This is a genomic window from Paramagnetospirillum kuznetsovii (assembly GCF_003284725.1).
In the GTDB taxonomy this organism is placed as follows: domain Bacteria; phylum Pseudomonadota; class Alphaproteobacteria; order Rhodospirillales; family Magnetospirillaceae; genus Phaeospirillum; species Phaeospirillum kuznetsovii.
In genome coordinates, this window is the sequence record NZ_PGTO01000006.1 from 134,425 (window position 1) to 149,661 (window position 15,237).

Here is a 15,237-nt window from a genome sequence, read left to right on the forward strand (position 1 = left end):
ATGGAAATAGGGTCGTTGGAACCATTCCGATATTGAAAGGAATGGTCGTCTCGGCCATCATGAATCATGAATTTTTGTTCGGCTGTTATCGCAGTTGCGAGATTTAGAGTGGATCAATAGTTTTGCATCTCTATATCGCCCTCAATCACGTTGGCCGTGATATGACGTTTGTCTACCATGGTGGATAATTCACGGGTTCTAATCGTCGAAGACAGTATGACCCAGGCCTTTCGGCTGGAATATCTGCTGACCGAGAACGGCTATCAGGCCGCCATCGCCGGCAATGGCCAGCAGGCACTGGAAATGGCGCGGCTGCATAAGCCCGATCTGGTGATCAGCGACATCACCATGCCCATCATGGGCGGCTTCGAATTCTGCGCCAAGGCCAAGGCCGATCCGCTCTTGCACGATATTCCCATCGTCCTGCTGACCGACCTCAGCAATTCCGACGATATCATTCATGGCCTGGAAGCCCGCGCCGACGGCTATATCACCAAGCCATACGAGGAAGGCTTCCTGCTGCGGAAGATCAAGACACTTCTGGCGCGCAGCGCGGCCCCCCGCCCGGCGGGGCGTGACGACGACGATAACGCCATCGAATTCATCTTCGACGAGGAACGCCACACCATCACGGCCAGCCGCAAGCACATCCTGGATATGTTCGTGTCCACCTATGAGCACTCGCTGGCGCAAAAAAAGATCCTGGAGGAAAAGCAGCGCGAGCTGAATGAGATCAACGCCAAGCTGGCGGCCAGTCTGGACAGCCTGAAAATGTCCGAGGAGCGTTTCCGCAGTTTGGTGGAAACGGTCCCCGACATCGTCTATCGCCTGGATTCCGACGGTCGGTTCAGCTTCCTCAACAGCGCGATCGAACGTCTCGGCTATCATCGCGGCGAACTGATCGGCACCCATTTCAAGGAAATCATCACGCCGGAGCAACTGCCATCGGTCAGTTGGGACACCGCCGTCGCCAAGACGGGCGTGGCCCCCGGCGAGGCGCCGCCGAAGCTGTTCGACGAGCGCCGCTCGGGCCAGCGCATGACCGCCGGATTGGAAGTCCGCCTGAAGACCAAGTCGGGCATGGTGGCCGAACATGGCGAGATCAAGCCGCTGGCCCATTCCCCCATGGTGGTGGAAATCAGCAGTTCGGGGCTGTACGGCGAAGGGATGGAGCAGCAGCGCAATTACGTGGGGACGGTGGGTGTCATTCGCGACATCACCGACCGCAGGAAGGCCCAGGACGCCCTTCAGCACGAGCGGGAATTCCTGGAAAAGCTGATCAACACAATCCCGCTCCCCATCTTCTTCGTGGATGCCAATGGCGCCATCCAGCGGGCCAATTCCGCCCTCTACCGATTCTTCGACGTGGAAGCCGCGGCGATTCTCGGTCTTCGCTGGCACGATATCCTGCCGCCGGACGCGGCCGAGCGCATGGCGGCGGGCGATGGCGACCAGCAAGAAGAGATGATCTACGAGGTCAGCCTGCCCCACGATGACGAGGAGCGCCGGGTGTTGATCACCAAGGTTGGCTTCGCCACTCCGGGCCAAGGCGCCAACGGCCATATCGGCGTGCTGATCGACGTCACCGAACGCGCCCGGACCGAGACGGAACTTCGCAACGCCAAGCGGTTGGCCGACGAGGCCACCAAGGCCAAGTCCGAATTCCTGGCCACCATGAGTCATGAACTGCGCACGCCGCTCAACGCCATCCTCGGCTTTTCCGAGATGATCACCATGCAGGCTCGCGAGGATGAGTGTTCGCCACGTCACCGAGACTATGCCGCCAGCATCTACGAGTCCGGAGCCCACCTGCTGGCCATCATCAACGATATCTTGGATATTTCGGCGGTCGAGGCCGGTCGCCTGACCTTGCATTTCGAGGACGTGGACGTGGAAAGCCTGGTTCAATCGGCCGAGCGTCTGATCCAGGTGCGGGCGGAAAAGCGCAATCTTCGCCTCGACATGGATTTGACGAATGCCCCCACGACGATCCGCACCGACGCCCGCCGCCTCAAGCAGATCCTGATCAACCTGTTGGGCAATTCCGTCAAGTTCACCGCCGAGGGCGGTTGGGTGACCTTGCGGGTCGGCCGCACGCCCGAAGGCGGCATCACCTTTGGGGTGGTCGATAACGGCATCGGCATGGACGGCGATGGCATATCAAAGGCCATGACCCTGTTCGGTCAGGTGGACAGCCGTCTGGCGCGAAAATACGAAGGAACCGGGCTGGGCTTGCCGCTCAGCCTGCATCTCGCCGAATCCCTGGGTGGGTCCATGGCGGTGGATAGCGTGCTGGGGCAGGGCACGACGATCACCGTCACCCTGCCCCCGTCATGCGTCATCCGCTGACGAAGCCCGCCTGGACAACCTCGCGGACCTTGTCGAAGGCCTTGACCTCGATCTGGCGGATTCGCTCGCGCGAGACGCCGTAGCGGGCGCCCAATTCCTCAAGGGTCAGCGGGTCGTCGCGCAGCCTGCGCTCGACGAAGATCTCGCGTTCGCGCTCGGTCAGGATGTCCAGCGCCTGGGAAATCAGGACGCGGCCCTTGCTCAGTTCCTCGCGCTTGGCATAGGAAGCTTCCTGATTCTCGGCCATATCGGGCAGCAGATCCTGAATCTCGCTGCCGCCTTCACCGACACGGATGTTGAGCGAGGTATCGCGCCCCGCCATGCGGCGGTTCATGGCGACGACGTCGCCTTCCTCCACATGAAGTTCCTTGGCGATGGCACTCACATGCTCGCCCGGCAGATCGCCGCCCTCCAGCAGCCGCAGGCGTGACTTGATGCGCCGCAGGTTGAAGAACAGCTTCTTTTGCGCCGCCAGGGTGCCGATCTTGACCATGGACCACGAATTCAGCACGAACTCGTTGAGCGAGGCCTTGATCCACCACATGGCATAGGTGGCCAGCCGGAACCCCTTTTCAGGGTCGAATTTCTTCACGGCCCGCATCAGGCCGATATTGCCTTCAGAGATCAGGTCCGCCACCGGCAGGCCGTAATGGCGATAGCCGATGGCGATCTTGGCGACCAGGCGCAGATGGCTGGTGACCAGCTTGTGGGCGGCGTCGGTGTCCTGGTACTCGATCCAGCGACGCGCCAGCATGAACTCCTCTTCCACCTCGAGCAGGGGGAAGGCGCGAATATCACGAAGATATTTTGAAAGTCCGTCGTCGCTGCTGACGACGGGAAGCGAAATGGCCGACATGACGTTCCTCCACCGTTAAAATCGTCGCCCAAAGTCCCAAGGCGGGACGGGCGTCTTTGAACGCGGGAAAGGTCGCTAGTCGGTATTGTGCCGTTCGATAAACATCGTCATATCCTCCTGCTGAGCAACATGACTCGGAACCCACCCAGGGGGCGGCGTCCCGAAGTTTCGTGTCCGTCGATCCCAAGATGGGCATCGACACGAACATTATGCTAACACGTCACCGGGAAATCAAGAGTGGAGGCGATTTCGGTGGCTTGCCGCGTCCTTTGCATGGCAGCCATTCGAATCATGCGAATCGGGGCTTTTAGAATCAGTTCATTATCAGATCACTCCCTCGGCCTCCCAATGATCGAACGGGCCGAACGAACGCCAAGAGCCCCAATCGACGGACCGCTCCGTCGGAATGTCAAAGACCATATGCCCCGCCCCGGGCTTCCTACCGGGGCGGGGTTGTTGATTCCCGAGCCCCCGCCACCGCGACCGCCGCGACGCCCGCGACGATCAGGCCCAGTCCGGCCACGTTGGTCAGTGAAACGCCCTCTCCCAGGATAAGGGCCGAGAACACCATTCCCCCCGCGGGGACGCATAGGAAGCTTAGGGATACCGTCAGCGCGGGCAACAGGCGATTGACGGTGACAGCCGCCCAGAAGGCGAAGGCGGTGGCCAGGGCGCCGTTGTAGATCATGACCCAGGCCAGTTCGAAACTGCCGTCGGGCGCGGGCTTGCCCTCGACCGCCGCCGCCAGCGCCGACACCATGACGCAGCCCACCAGCATTTGCCAGGGCGCCAATTCCAGCGGCGAAGCCCGCCAGCGATGGTGGCGGACATGCAAGATTGTGGCGGCCCAGACCAAGGCGGCGAGCAGCAGCAGCCCATTGCCCAACAGCGCATCCGCGTTGCTCCAGTCGAATCCCAGCGGATTGAACAAGACCAACAATCCCGCCAATCCAAGTCCCAATCCCGCCAGCTTGCCGGGCGTCAGGCGTTCGCCCAGGAAAAAGGCGGCGCCGGGAGCGACCCAAAGCGGCGTGGTATAGGCAAGGATCGAGGATCGACCGGCAGGGACCACCAACAGCGCGATATTGGTCAGGATCATGAACAGGCCCATGTTGAGAATGCCGATGGACGCCACCACCGGCCAGTCCTCGCGGGGCGGCAGCCGCAGCCGCCCGCCGGGCAGCAGGATCGCCACCATGGCGAGGACGCCGAGGCCGAGCCGGATGGCGGCGAACCAAAGCGGCTGAACATGGCCGAGCCCGATCTTCATGATCGGCCAATTGGCGCCCCAGATCACGACCAGGAGGGCGAGCAGGATGACGGCCCGAGGATTCACGAAAATCTCCCGACTGAGCTGTGCGCACTCTGACACGTCGGTCGCCTTCGTGCGATAGTGCTCGGCGGACATGAGGGATGAGCATGGATTTCGACGGCGAGCACAAGATCGAGGCCACTCGGGCGGAGGTCTGGCGGGCATTGAACGATCCCGTGGTCTTGGCGGGCTGCATCCCTGGCTGCGAGAAGCTGGAACAGACCGGCACCACCACCTATGCGGCCACGGTGGCCGTCCGTGTCGGCTCGCTGGCGGCGCGGTTCTCTGGACACCTGACCCTCGAGGACGTCGTCGAGGCCGAGGCCTATACCCTGAAAGGCCAAGGCCAGGGGGGCGTCGCTGGCTTTGTCGGCGGCTCCGCCCGGGTATCGCTGGCCGATGATGGCGGCGGCACACTGCTGCGCTGGAAAGCGGTCGGTCAAATCGGCGGGCGGCTGGCCTCGGTGGGAGGGCGCCTGCTTCACGGCGTCGCCTCGAAATCCGCCGCCGAATTTTTTAGTCGCCTAAATGATCGCCTCGGGTCGAAACCTGATTGCATATGACTCGCATATTGGTCCAATACTATATGTAACAAAACGTAGTGTTGCGACACATGAAGGTGCAAGTCATGGATTCTTCCCCACCGCAACCCCAGGAATGTGCGACGGACTCCGAAGAACGACCCAGGGTGGATAAGGCGCGTCGGCGGCTGCCGCGCAACCAGCGCGAGAAGCTGATCGTCGCCGAGGCGATCAAGTTTTTCGCCGAAGTGGGGTTCGAGGGCCAAACGCGAGCCCTGGCGCAGCGTTTGGGTGTGACCCAGCCCTTGCTGTACCGCTATTTTCCCGACAAGGAAGCCTTGATCGACCGGGTCTATAAGGAGGTCTTCCTGGGCGGCTGGGATGACGGTTGGCGGACGGCTTTGACCGACCGTTCGACGCCTTTGGCCGACCGGCTGGTGGCCTTCTATCTCAGCTATACCAAGGCCAATTTCAGTTTCGAGCGGGTCAGGCTGTTCATGTTCGCGGGCTTGAAGGATGAATCCATCGCCAACCGCTACATGTCGCATGTGCGCGAGCATCTTTTTCTGCCGCTCTGTCTCGAGATTCGGGCCGAGGCGAAGGTCGCGCGCGGCGCCCCTGTTTCACCGGAGGAAGTCGAGCTGGTGGCGGGATTGCACGGCGCGATCGGCTATGTGGGACTGCGGCGGTGGGTCTATCAGGCCCAGATGCCCGATGACCTTGACGGGGTTATCGTTGAATTGGTGCGCTGCTATCTGTCCGGCCTGCCCGAAGCCTTCCGCAAGATCGCCGGGACATAATCGAAAGCACTTGCCAAGCGTCCGCGCCAAGGCTACCTCTCGGGGAGACCGGTAAGGGGGAATTGAGCATGCGCAAGATGATGCTGGCGACGACCATGGCCTTGGCCTTGGGGGCGTGCTCCACCGATCCGCGACCGCTGGTGCCCGATACCGCCGATGGGCCTGCCAGCTATGTCTGCTATAGCACCTGGCTGTCCGAGCCCACTGAAATCCGCGCCATCGCCCAGCGCCAGTGCCAGCGCTCCGGCATGGATATCAAGGCTTTGCTGGGCCAAAGCTGGACGCCGTTCCGTTGCGGCATCCTGACCCCGGAAGTGGCCGCCTTCAGCTGCGGCCGCGCCGGGTATTTCACGGAATATTTCGGCCGCTGATCCGATATTCCCGTCATCCCGACGACCATCGGGAGGAGGGATCTCGTCCTGGCACGACCATTCAGAACCGGCACCAGCATTCCAGGCGGAGATCCCTCGACTTCGCTCGGGATGACAGGTCAAATCAAAAAGCCCCCGGCCGCAAGGCCGGGGGCTTTTCATTGATCGCGATCAGACCTGCTCGACCGCCGACAGCAGCCAGCGCCCACCGCTGGCGGCCCGCATGAAGGTCCAGGCTTCGGTGTGCTGGACCGGCGTGCTGGGGCTGCCGCTGACCACTTGACCATTGTCCATGCGGACCATGGTGTCCATGCATTGGAAGGTCAGCACGGCGGTCAGGTAGTCGAAGCCGTTCTCGCTCCAGCTCTGGCTGACATCGCCCTTCAGCAGGGAAACCTGTTCGACCTTGTTTCGCAGGCCCTCGCTGGCATTGCGGCTCATGTCCTCGGACAGGAACGACACCACCTCGGGTGTGGCCCAACGACGTAATCCGGCGAGATCGCCTTCGCTCCAGGCGTGCTGGACGCCCAGCAGGATCTCGGTGAACTGCTGCTGGTCCGTGGCGGAGGGCTCGAACTCCTTTTCGATGCGGGGCGCCGCATAGGCCATGGTCGGCTCCACATGCTGGTCGGGAACCGCGCGCAGATAGGGGTTTCCGGCCGGAGCCACGCCGACGTTGCGGCCACGGAACAGCCGAATGCCCAGATAGACCAGTCCGCCGATCAGCAAAAGTTGCAGCAAAAGACCCAGGAAGCCTGCGCCCGGCGCCGCTTCGCCCGCCGCCGCCAGGGCGGGGGAGTGGCCGAAGATCATACCGCCGATGCCCGCGCCGACCAAGCCGCCGGCCAGACCGGCCATGAAGGGATTGCGCTGGAAGAAGCCGGGCTGAGCCATGGGAGCCATGGGCTGTGGCGCGAAGCCGCCGGGGCGCCCCGCCTGGGGCGCCAGCGGTGCGGCGTCCACATTGCCGGGGCGCGGCGCCGTCTGGGGGGCGGGGGGAGGCCCGGCGGGGCGTGACGGCGCGGAGGGCGGCGTCAAGGTGCGTTCCATGGGGGCATCATGGGTGCGCGAGCCCTTGGAACCGAAGCCGCCGCCACTGGATTTTGAGGTGCTGCCTGCCTTGGCCAGCACGTCACCGGCTCCAATAACCGCCAGGGTGAGGGCGAGCAGAGCCGTGATGAAGAGTCGCTTCATGTTCGTCCTTCGAAAAAAATCCCGATGCCTTAAAGGTATAGGGCGGATATGGAATTTTGCAAATGAACAAGGTGCAAAAATGCGGGCTGGAAGCCCGCGCTCCGATTGGTCAGGAGCGCGGCCGTCTCGGCCGCATGATGGTCCTATTGCTTCTCGCCGGCCTCGCCCTTGATGCGGCTGGCCAGCGAGGCGGCCATGAAGGGGTCGAGATCGCCATCCAGCACGCCTTGGGTATCCGAGGTTTCCACATTGGTGCGCAGATCCTTGACCATCTGGTAGGGCTGCAACACATAGGACCGGATCTGGTGGCCCCAGCCGATGTCGGTCTTCTGGTCTTCCAGCGCCTGGGCGGCGGCCTCGCGCTTTTGCAGCTCGGCCTCGTACATGCGGGCGCGCAGCATGTCCCACGCCCGGGCGCGGTTCTGGTGCTGCGAGCGTTCCATCTGGCAGGCGGCGACGATGCCGGTGGGAATATGGGTGATGCGCACCGCCGAATCGGTCTTGTTGATGTGCTGGCCGCCAGCGCCCGAGGCGCGGTAGGTGTCGATGCGGCAGTCGCTTTCATTGATCTGGATGTCGATGGTGTCGTCGATCACCGGATAGACCCAGGCCGACGAAAAGCTGGTGTGGCGGCGCGCCGCGCTGTCATAGGGCGAGATGCGCACCAGCCGGTGGACGCCGCTTTCGGTCTTCAGCCAGCCATAGGCGTTGTGGCCGAGAATGCGCACGGTGGCCGACTTGATTCCCGCCTGTTCGCCGTCGCTCTGTTCCAGCCATTCGACCTTGTAGCCGTGCTTTTCCGCCCAGCGGGTATACATGCGCAGCAGCATCTCGGCCCAGTCCTGGGACTCGGTGCCGCCCGCTCCGGCATTGATTTCCATGTAGCAGTCGTTGTGGTCGGCCTCGCCGGACAGCAAGGTCTCCAGCTCCATCTTGCCCATGCGTTCCTTGAGCTCGCGCACCTGGGCCTCGGCGTCGTCCACCACGCCCTTGTCGCCCTCGGCCTCGCCCAGTTCGATCAATTCCAGCAGATCGGCCAGTTCGCGCTCGGCGCCGCGCACGCCGGTGATGGCGGTATCGAGCTCGGTGCGCTCGCGCATGATTTTTTGCGCGGCGGTGGCGTCATTCCACAGATCGGGGTTTTCCGCCAAGGCGTTCAACTCGTCCAGGCGCATGAGCGCGGCATCCCAGTCGAGATGGCGCTTCAGCAGCGCCATGGAGCGCTGGATATCGGCCGCCAACGCCTCGATTTCGGCGCGCATGGTGGTTCCCCTTGAAAACGTGGAGGTGCCTTTTTAAGGAAGTCGCTCCGTCATGGCAACCCTGTCAGAATAGGCCGCGTCACAGGAGCGACACATGTACCTGCCCGATCATTTCAAGCAAGACGATCTGACCACGCTGCATGACGCCATGGACGCCGTCGGCCTCGCCATCGTGACCAGCAACGGCACCGATGGTCCCGAGGCCAGTCATCTTCCCCTGGTGCTGGATCGCACTGTTGGAAAGTTCGGCGCGCTTCGCGGCCATTTCGCCCGCGCCAATGGCCATTGGCGGGCGCTGGAGGCGGGGGCGCCAGCGTTGATCATCTTTCCCGGTCCCGACGCCTATATCTCGCCGTCTTGGTATCCGTCGAAGCGGGAGACCGGCAAGGTGGTGCCCACCTGGAATTATGTCGCCATCCATGCCGCCGGACCGGTGAGCGTGTTTCACGAGCCCGAACGGTTGCTGCGGCTGGTTTCGGCCCAGACCTCGCGCCACGAGCAGGGACGCTCGGAGCCTTGGGCGGTCAGCGATGCGCCATCGGATTATGTTCAGAAACAATTGGCGGGAATCGTCGGCTTCGAGATGCTCATCGAGCGCCTGGACGGCAAGTGGAAGCTGAGTCAGAACCGCTCCGAGGCGGATCGGACCGGCGCTCTCAACGGATTGCGGGCCGAGGGGGCCGAGGCCGTCGCCCTGGCTCAGGCCTCCAGCGCATCCAGGAAATAGTGGGTCGCCAACTGGCGCAGCGCATGGTCCAGGCCCATATCCGCGTGGCCGCCAATCTCCCGGTAAAGGTCTTCGGCCATGGCGATGAAGGGATCCAGCACGGAAGGGTCGAAATGAGTCCCCCGTGCGGATGCCATGATGGCGATGGCCTCTGTCGCGGGCATGGGCGCCTTATAGGGGCGCCTTGACGTCAGGGCGTCGAAGACGTCGGCAATGGCGAAGATACGGGCATTGATGGGAATGTCCTCGCCCGCCAGTCCCGTGGTATAGCCGGTGCCGTCGAATTTCTCGTGGTGGCAGCCCACCACGTCGGCGGCATCCTTCAGCCACTCGAACCGCGCCACCACATCCAATCCGTGGGAGACGTGGGTCTTCATGATCTCGAACTCCATCTCGTCCAGTTTGCCAGGTTTGAGCAGGATGGAATCGGGGATCGCCAGTTTACCCACGTCATGCAGGAAGGCGCCCTTGATCAGGCTGCGGACGGAGGCAGGGGGAAGCGCTATCGCTTCCGCCAGCCGCAGCGCATAGAGGGTGACTCTGTAGTTATGGCTGTTCGTGTCGCTGTCGCGCTTCGCGATGGCATTGCCCAGCATTTCGATGGCGCCCACATTGGCGGCCAGCAACTCGCGGGCGCTCTTCACCAGTCGTCGATTGAGCTGGAGAATGATCGGATACAGCAGGCCCGTGGTCGCCAGGACAGCCAGGATCACCAATATGGTCGTGCGGAACCCGGCATGGCGCGCCTCTGTCAGGCGTGCCGGAGTAACGTGGTAGACGCCCTCGAAATAGCCGAGATTGGTCTTTCCCGAGGCGTCGGCAAGGCCCGTCACCACCCGCAGATACAAGCGGTCACCCACATGGTGGGGGGCATACCAGCTTTGCCCCGGCCGAGGAAACACGTGATCGGAATGGTCGATGGCGCCGATAGCCTCGTCGATCTCCTTGGGCATCGCGCCTGCCAGGGCGGTGTTGTCCAGGCCATAGATTTCGGCGCCAAGGAAGTGATCCCAGTGGTTCTGTTGGCGTTCGTCGAGAAATGCTTCCAGAACGGCCTGGATCCGAGGGCTGGTGGATTTGTCGAGCGGGCTAGGCAGCCGCAACGATAGCGTCCTCGCCTGCTCGACCGCTTCATCGACGAAGGCATCCTCGATTCGCTCGAATTCGTACCAGGACACGGCACCGCCAAGGGCTGCGGCGATGATCACGCCTCCAAGGCCCAGCCGCACCGCCAATTGACGCCGTATATTCCTGGCGACGAGCAAGCTCATCGGGTTAGGCCTTTTTGGTGCCGAGATCGGGTAGGAAGCCGTTCATGGATTTGGGATCGGCCGCTGCCTTTGGTGGCGGCGAGGGCGCGGCCGGAGGGGGAGGGGAAACGCCGTCCGTCGCGGGCACCGCGCCGACCAGGGCGGCCAGGTCGGCATCCGCCGCGGGCGTCCCGGCGCCCGCCGCCTGCGGTCCAAATTGCTTCAGGTCGCGGCGCAACGCGCCGATCTTGGCGTCCAGCTTGGTGATATTCTCGCGGTCGCTTTCAATGGCCTTGACCCATTCGTCGCGTTCCTTGCGGACGATCTGGTCCAATTCGTCGATGCGCTTGATCAGCGGCTCGCCCAGATTCTCGAACTTGCGGGCGTTATCCACCTCCAGCCCCGACTTGATCTTCTCGATCTCTTCCAGCAGATCGCGCTTGATCCAGCGGCTTTTCTTGTCCAACTCATCGGCCATCTTGCCCAGGCGTTCGTCGATGTCGGCACTGATCTGGACCTTCAGCTCATAGGCGTTCTTGACCAGTCCAGCCATGTACATCACCAACCCGCCGCCGACGACGAGGATGATGCCAGCGGCCACGCTGATGATCAGAACCGAGGACATGCCCATGGATGAACGCCGCTAAAGTCTGTTGGACCGCATCAATGTCGTTCAAACCCTGCTGCGATGCAAGGGGCCACGCCATCGGCCCGATTGCATGTCCGGGCGCCATGATGGCACAGTGGTCGGACCAATTCATTGCCGGTTCATGCCCGATGCCCAACTCCGCCATCAACCATCGCTCCGCCCGCGCATCCCTGGCGTTCTCATGCGCCGGTCATGCCTATGCCCATATCTTCGAGCCCATCTTCTTCATCGCCGCCCTGGTGCTGCCCGCCGAGATGGGGCTGTCCTACGAGGAGGTGCTGGCGCTGATCGTGGCGGGAAAGCTGCTTTATGGGCTGCTGGCGCCCCTGGCGGGCTGGTTGGGCGACCGCTGGAGCACGGTGGGCATGATGGCGGTCTACTTCCTGGGCCTGGGGGTGGCGGCGGTGCTGGTGGGGCTGTCCCAGGGGCCGTGGATGCTGATGCTGGCCTTGGCGCTGATGGGGGTGTTCGGTTCCATCTATCATCCGGTGGGCATCGCCTGGCTGATTCGCAATGCCGAGGACAAGGGCAAGGCCGTCGGGCTCAATGGCGTGTTCGGCGGCATCGGCCCCGCTTTGGCGGGCGTGGTGGCCGGTGGCCTGATCGCCACATCGGGATGGCGGGCCGCCTTCATCGCGCCGGGCGTGGTGGTGTTCGCCACCGGGGTGTTGTTCCTGGTCATGCTGGCCAAGGGGGTGGTGGTGGAAGCCACCGCGGATCGCAGGCCCGAGCCGGTGGCCAGCAAGGGCGACACGGTGCGGGCAGGCTTGGTTTTGTCGGTGACCATGTTGTGCGCCGGTCTGATCTATCAGGCCACCCAGCCCGCGCTTCCCAAGATGTTCGCCGAACGCCTGGGCGAGGCCGGGCTGTGGGCGGCGGCCGGTGGGGTCAGCGTGGTCTATCTGCTGGCGGGGTTGACCCAGATCCTGGCCGGGCATCTGGCCGACCGCCTCAGTCCGAGGCGCATCTACATGGCGGTGGCGGTCATGCAGGTGCCGCTGCTGCTGGGGGTGGCCTATGCGTCGGGGCTGGGTTTGGTGGCGGTGGCGGTGCTGGCGGTCAGCTTCAACATGGCGGCGATTCCGGCCGAGAACATCCTGCTGGCCCGCTATACCCCGGCCAAATGGCGGGGAACCGCCTTCGGGCTGAAATTCATCCTGTCGTTCGGGGTGTCGGGGCTGGGGGTTCCCCTGGTCTCGGTGATGCGGGTCGCCACCGGAGGTTTCGAGGCCCTGTTCATCCTGCTGGCGGCATCGGCGGCGGTGGTGGCCCTGGCGGCCACCCAATTGCCGACGGAGCGCGAGGCGGCGGCGGTGGCTCCGGCGGAGTAGGGGGGCAAGCGGGCAGGATGCCCGCGCTCCATCCCTGGAAGCGCGGCCGTCCCTTACTCCTCCTGCGCCTCGGGCAGCAGGTTGCGGTCGAACAGGCTGATGAGATCCTCGCCCGAGACCGGGCGGCTGATCAGGAAGCCCTGGACCTCGTCGCAGCCCTTGGAGTGGAGGAACAGGGCCTGGGCGGCGGTTTCCACGCCCTCGGCGATGGCCTTGAGCTTCAGATTGTGGGCGAGACTGATGATGGTGGAGACGATCTCGGCGCCTTCCTCGGTCACCTTGTCGTTCTCGTCGAAGATGTCGTTGACGAAGGATCGGTCCACCTTCAAGGCGTCGATGGGCATGCGCTTCAGATAGCTGAGGCTGGAATAGCCGGTGCCGAAGTCGTCGATGGAGATGCGGATGCCCATGGCCCGCAGTTCCTTCAGCACCACCACCACCTCGTCGACCCGTTGCATCAGCACCGTCTCGGTCAGTTCCAGTTCCAGATATTGCGGTGGCAGGCCGGTCTCGCGCAGGGCGCTGGCGACGACCTCTGGAACCCTGGTTTCCTTGAATTGCAAGGCAGAGACGTTGACGGCGATGCGCACCGGCGGCAGGCCGAGGTCGTGCCAGTGCTTGCACTGCTTGCAGGCCTCCCGCAGCACCCATTCACCGATATCGGAAATGACCCCCATGTCCTCGGCCAGGGGAATGAAGTCGACGGGCGAAACCAGCCCCATTTCCGGGTGATGCCAGCGCACCAGCGCCTCGACGCCGGACATGCGTCCGGTGTCCAGATCCACCTTGACCTGATAGACCAGCTTGAATTCGCCACGGGTGACGGCATGGCGCAGGCTGGCTTCCATGCTCAGGCGCTCGAACGAGCGGGCGTTCATGGCCGGGGTGTAAAGCTGGAAGCTGTTGCGCCCCAGATCCTTGGCCCGATACATGGCGGTATCGGCATTCTTGATCAGCGCTTCCACCGAATCGCCGTCATCGGGATAGACGCCGATGCCGATGGATGTGGTGATGTAAAGCTCGTGCTCTTCGATGATGAAGGGCTGCTTCACATGGGCGATCAGGCGTTCGGCCAGTTTGGCGGCATCCTCGATATGATCGATTTCCGGCAGCAGGATGGTGAATTCGTCGCCTCCCAGCCGCGCCACGGTATCGCCCTCGCGCAGGCAATGCCCCAGCCGCGCCGCCGTCTCGATCAGCACCTGATCACCGATTCCGTGGCCCAGGGAATCGTTTATGCGCTTGAACAGGTCGAGGTCGAGAAACATGATCGCCATCAGATGCTGATGACGATGGGCATTGGCGATGGCCAGTTGCAGACGATCGGTGAACAGACGCCGGTTGGGCAGCCCGGTCAGAACGTCGTAATAGGCCAGGTTCTTGATGCGCTCCTCGGTCTTCTTGCGCTCGGTGATGTCGCTGAAGATGGCGGCGTATTGGGAAATGTCGCCGCTTTCGTCGCGGATGACGTTGATGGTCAGCCATTCGGGGTAGATCTCGCCGTTCTTGCGGCGGTTCCAGATCTCGCCCTGCCAGTAATCCTGCTTTTCCAGGCTTTGATACATATGGGCGTAGAAGGCCTCGTCATGGCGTCCCGATTTCAGGATGCTGGGCGTCTGGCCGATGATTTCCTCCGGCGGGTAGCCGGTCATATGGGTGAAGGCCGGATTGACGAACTCCACCCGATTGGCGGCGTCCAGGATCATGATGCCGTCCAGCGAAGCCTCGATCACCTTGCGCGCCAGATTGAGATCCTTGCGCGAGCGGATCAGGGCTTCGTCGCGTTCGCGCAGCGCCTCGTCCAGGCGATGGACATATTCGTATTGCAGCGTCGACAGAATGTCGGAAAACGAGAGCAGGGCGATCAGGTCGCCGTCGTCGTCGGTCACGCCCACATGCCGGATGCCTTTTTCATCCAGCAGGTTGCGGGCGCCGAGCAGGCTGTCGTCGTGGCGCACGCAGATCAGCGGACGCGAGGCGATCTCGCCCACGGTCAGGGGAACCTTGCGCTTCGAGGCGATCAGGCGCAGCACGTCGCGCTCGGTGACGATGCCGTGCTCGGCGATCCCGTCGCCCAGCACCACGGCGGCGTCGGTGCGCGCGGCATGCAGCTTGGCGACCGCCTCCTTGAGGCCGGTCTCGGCGGGGATGGCGATCATGGCCTGATGAATGGCGGAGCGCACATTGCGCAGCACCAGGAAATGCTCGACGCCATGGCGCAAGATGACATCGCTTTGGCTGACGATGCCCAGGGCGTCGCCGGCATCGTCGATCACCACGAAGTGGCGCACGCCCTCCAGCTTGAACCGCATGCCCGCGTCGCCGAGAGTGGTGGACCCATGGATGGTCTTTACCGGCGTGCTCATGACCGAGGATATGGGCCTGGTCAGGGCCTTTGGCTCGGAAAAGTCCACCGCCAGGGAATCGCGCTCGGTCCAGATGCCGATGGGCTTTGCCTTGTCCAGGATGATGATGGACGAGCAGCGGGTTTCCGCCATGAGAGTGGCGGCCTCCAGAATGGAGGTGTCCGGCGGGCAACTGAGCAGCGTCTTTTGGACGATGCGCTCAAGCACTTGATCTGCGGGCAATGGACGGTCCACCTTCGCTTATGACTT

General features: G+C 63.1%; 13 protein-coding genes. 6 read left to right on the forward strand and 7 right to left on the reverse strand.

Annotated features, from left to right (window positions below; genetic code table 11):
- Positions 1-177 precede the first annotated feature (177 nt).
- Positions 178-2,349 (forward strand): PAS domain S-box protein, encoded by a 2,172-nt coding sequence (locus tag CU669_RS10280; RefSeq protein ID WP_112144324.1) that lies wholly within the window; start codon positions 178-180, stop codon positions 2,347-2,349.
- Here CU669_RS10280 and rpoH read toward each other — a convergent pair.
- Both rpoH and CU669_RS10290 read right to left on the reverse strand, forming a co-directional pair.
- On the reverse strand, positions 2,339-3,205 hold the full coding sequence (gene rpoH / locus CU669_RS10285; protein ID WP_112144326.1) for an RNA polymerase sigma factor RpoH: 867 nt from the start codon (positions 3,203-3,205) through the stop codon (positions 2,339-2,341). The genes CU669_RS10280 and rpoH overlap by 11 nt on opposite strands.
- A 439-nt stretch (positions 3,206-3,644) precedes the next feature.
- Positions 3,645-4,541, reverse strand: a complete 897-nt coding sequence (locus CU669_RS10290; protein ID WP_239988658.1) for a DMT family transporter — start codon at positions 4,539-4,541, stop codon at positions 3,645-3,647.
- Between the two features lie 77 nt (positions 4,542-4,618).
- On the opposite strand from CU669_RS10290, the gene CU669_RS10295 reads away from it, so the two are divergent.
- The 3 genes from CU669_RS10295 (at position 4,619) to CU669_RS10305 (ending at position 6,209) form a co-directional block, all read left to right on the forward strand.
- Positions 4,619-5,080 (forward strand): CoxG family protein, encoded by a 462-nt coding sequence (locus tag CU669_RS10295; RefSeq protein ID WP_239988659.1) that lies wholly within the window; start codon positions 4,619-4,621, stop codon positions 5,078-5,080.
- Positions 5,081-5,205: 125 nt separating this feature from the next.
- Entirely contained in the window at positions 5,206-5,838 is a 633-nt protein-coding gene (locus CU669_RS10300; RefSeq protein ID WP_239988660.1) for a TetR/AcrR family transcriptional regulator, read from the forward strand.
- Between the two features lie 68 nt (positions 5,839-5,906).
- Positions 5,907-6,209, forward strand: coding sequence for a hypothetical protein (locus CU669_RS10305; RefSeq protein WP_112144330.1), 303 nt, complete (start codon positions 5,907-5,909; stop codon positions 6,207-6,209).
- Between the two features lie 171 nt (positions 6,210-6,380).
- Here the strand turns inward: CU669_RS10305 and CU669_RS10310 are convergent, their stop codons facing one another.
- Positions 6,381-7,403, reverse strand: coding sequence for a Tim44 domain-containing protein (locus CU669_RS10310; RefSeq protein ID WP_112144331.1), 1,023 nt, complete (start codon positions 7,401-7,403; stop codon positions 6,381-6,383).
- Between the two features lie 143 nt (positions 7,404-7,546).
- Complete coding sequence (gene prfB / locus CU669_RS10315; protein WP_112144333.1) at positions 7,547-8,665, reverse strand: peptide chain release factor 2; 1,119 nt, start codon at positions 8,663-8,665, stop codon at positions 7,547-7,549.
- A gap of 94 nt (positions 8,666-8,759) precedes the next feature.
- Between prfB and CU669_RS10320 the strand changes: the two genes are divergently transcribed.
- Complete coding sequence (locus CU669_RS10320) at positions 8,760-9,392, forward strand: FMN-binding negative transcriptional regulator (protein ID WP_112144334.1); 633 nt, start codon at positions 8,760-8,762, stop codon at positions 9,390-9,392.
- On the opposite strand, the gene CU669_RS10325 is transcribed toward CU669_RS10320, so the two are convergent.
- Together CU669_RS10325 and CU669_RS10330 are read right to left on the reverse strand one after the other, a co-directional pair.
- Entirely contained in the window at positions 9,365-10,663 is a 1,299-nt protein-coding gene (locus CU669_RS10325) for an HD-GYP domain-containing protein (RefSeq protein WP_112144336.1), read from the reverse strand. The two genes, CU669_RS10320 and CU669_RS10325, sit on opposite strands and share 28 nt — an antisense overlap.
- Before the next feature lie 4 nt (positions 10,664-10,667).
- On the reverse strand, positions 10,668-11,273 hold the full coding sequence (locus tag CU669_RS10330; protein ID WP_239988661.1) for a hypothetical protein: 606 nt from the start codon (positions 11,271-11,273) through the stop codon (positions 10,668-10,670).
- A gap of 146 nt (positions 11,274-11,419) precedes the next feature.
- On the opposite strand from CU669_RS10330, the gene CU669_RS10335 reads away from it, so the two are divergent.
- The gene (locus tag CU669_RS10335; protein ID WP_112144338.1) at positions 11,420-12,622 is read left to right on the forward strand and encodes an MFS transporter; all 1,203 of its coding nucleotides are present in this window, start codon (positions 11,420-11,422) and stop codon (positions 12,620-12,622) included.
- Positions 12,623-12,675: 53 nt separating this feature from the next.
- Here the strand turns inward: CU669_RS10335 and CU669_RS10340 are convergent, their stop codons facing one another.
- Positions 12,676-15,210 (reverse strand): EAL domain-containing protein, encoded by a 2,535-nt coding sequence (locus tag CU669_RS10340; protein WP_112144475.1) that lies wholly within the window; start codon positions 15,208-15,210, stop codon positions 12,676-12,678.
- Positions 15,211-15,237 lie beyond the last annotated feature (27 nt).

Excerpts from the sequence above, each read along its gene's own strand:
- CU669_RS10280 (WP_112144324.1), top strand. The coding sequence starts at position 178 with ATGGTGGATAATTCACGGGTTCTAATCGTCGAAGACAGTATGACCCAG.
- rpoH (WP_112144326.1), bottom strand. The coding sequence starts at position 3,205 with ATGTCGGCCATTTCGCTTCCCGTCGTCAGCAGCGACGACGGACTTTCA.
- CU669_RS10295 (WP_239988659.1), top strand. The coding sequence starts at position 4,619 with ATGAGCATGGATTTCGACGGCGAGCACAAGATCGAGGCCACTCGGGCG.
- CU669_RS10305 (WP_112144330.1), top strand. The coding sequence starts at position 5,907 with ATGCGCAAGATGATGCTGGCGACGACCATGGCCTTGGCCTTGGGGGCG.
- CU669_RS10310 (WP_112144331.1), bottom strand. The coding sequence starts at position 7,403 with ATGAAGCGACTCTTCATCACGGCTCTGCTCGCCCTCACCCTGGCGGTT.
- prfB (WP_112144333.1), bottom strand. The coding sequence starts at position 8,665 with ATGCGCGCCGAAATCGAGGCGTTGGCGGCCGATATCCAGCGCTCCATG.
- CU669_RS10320 (WP_112144334.1), top strand. The coding sequence starts at position 8,760 with ATGTACCTGCCCGATCATTTCAAGCAAGACGATCTGACCACGCTGCAT.
- CU669_RS10325 (WP_112144336.1), bottom strand. The coding sequence starts at position 10,663 with ATGAGCTTGCTCGTCGCCAGGAATATACGGCGTCAATTGGCGGTGCGG.
- CU669_RS10330 (WP_239988661.1), bottom strand. The coding sequence starts at position 11,273 with ATGGGCATGTCCTCGGTTCTGATCATCAGCGTGGCCGCTGGCATCATC.
- CU669_RS10335 (WP_112144338.1), top strand. The coding sequence starts at position 11,420 with ATGCCCAACTCCGCCATCAACCATCGCTCCGCCCGCGCATCCCTGGCG.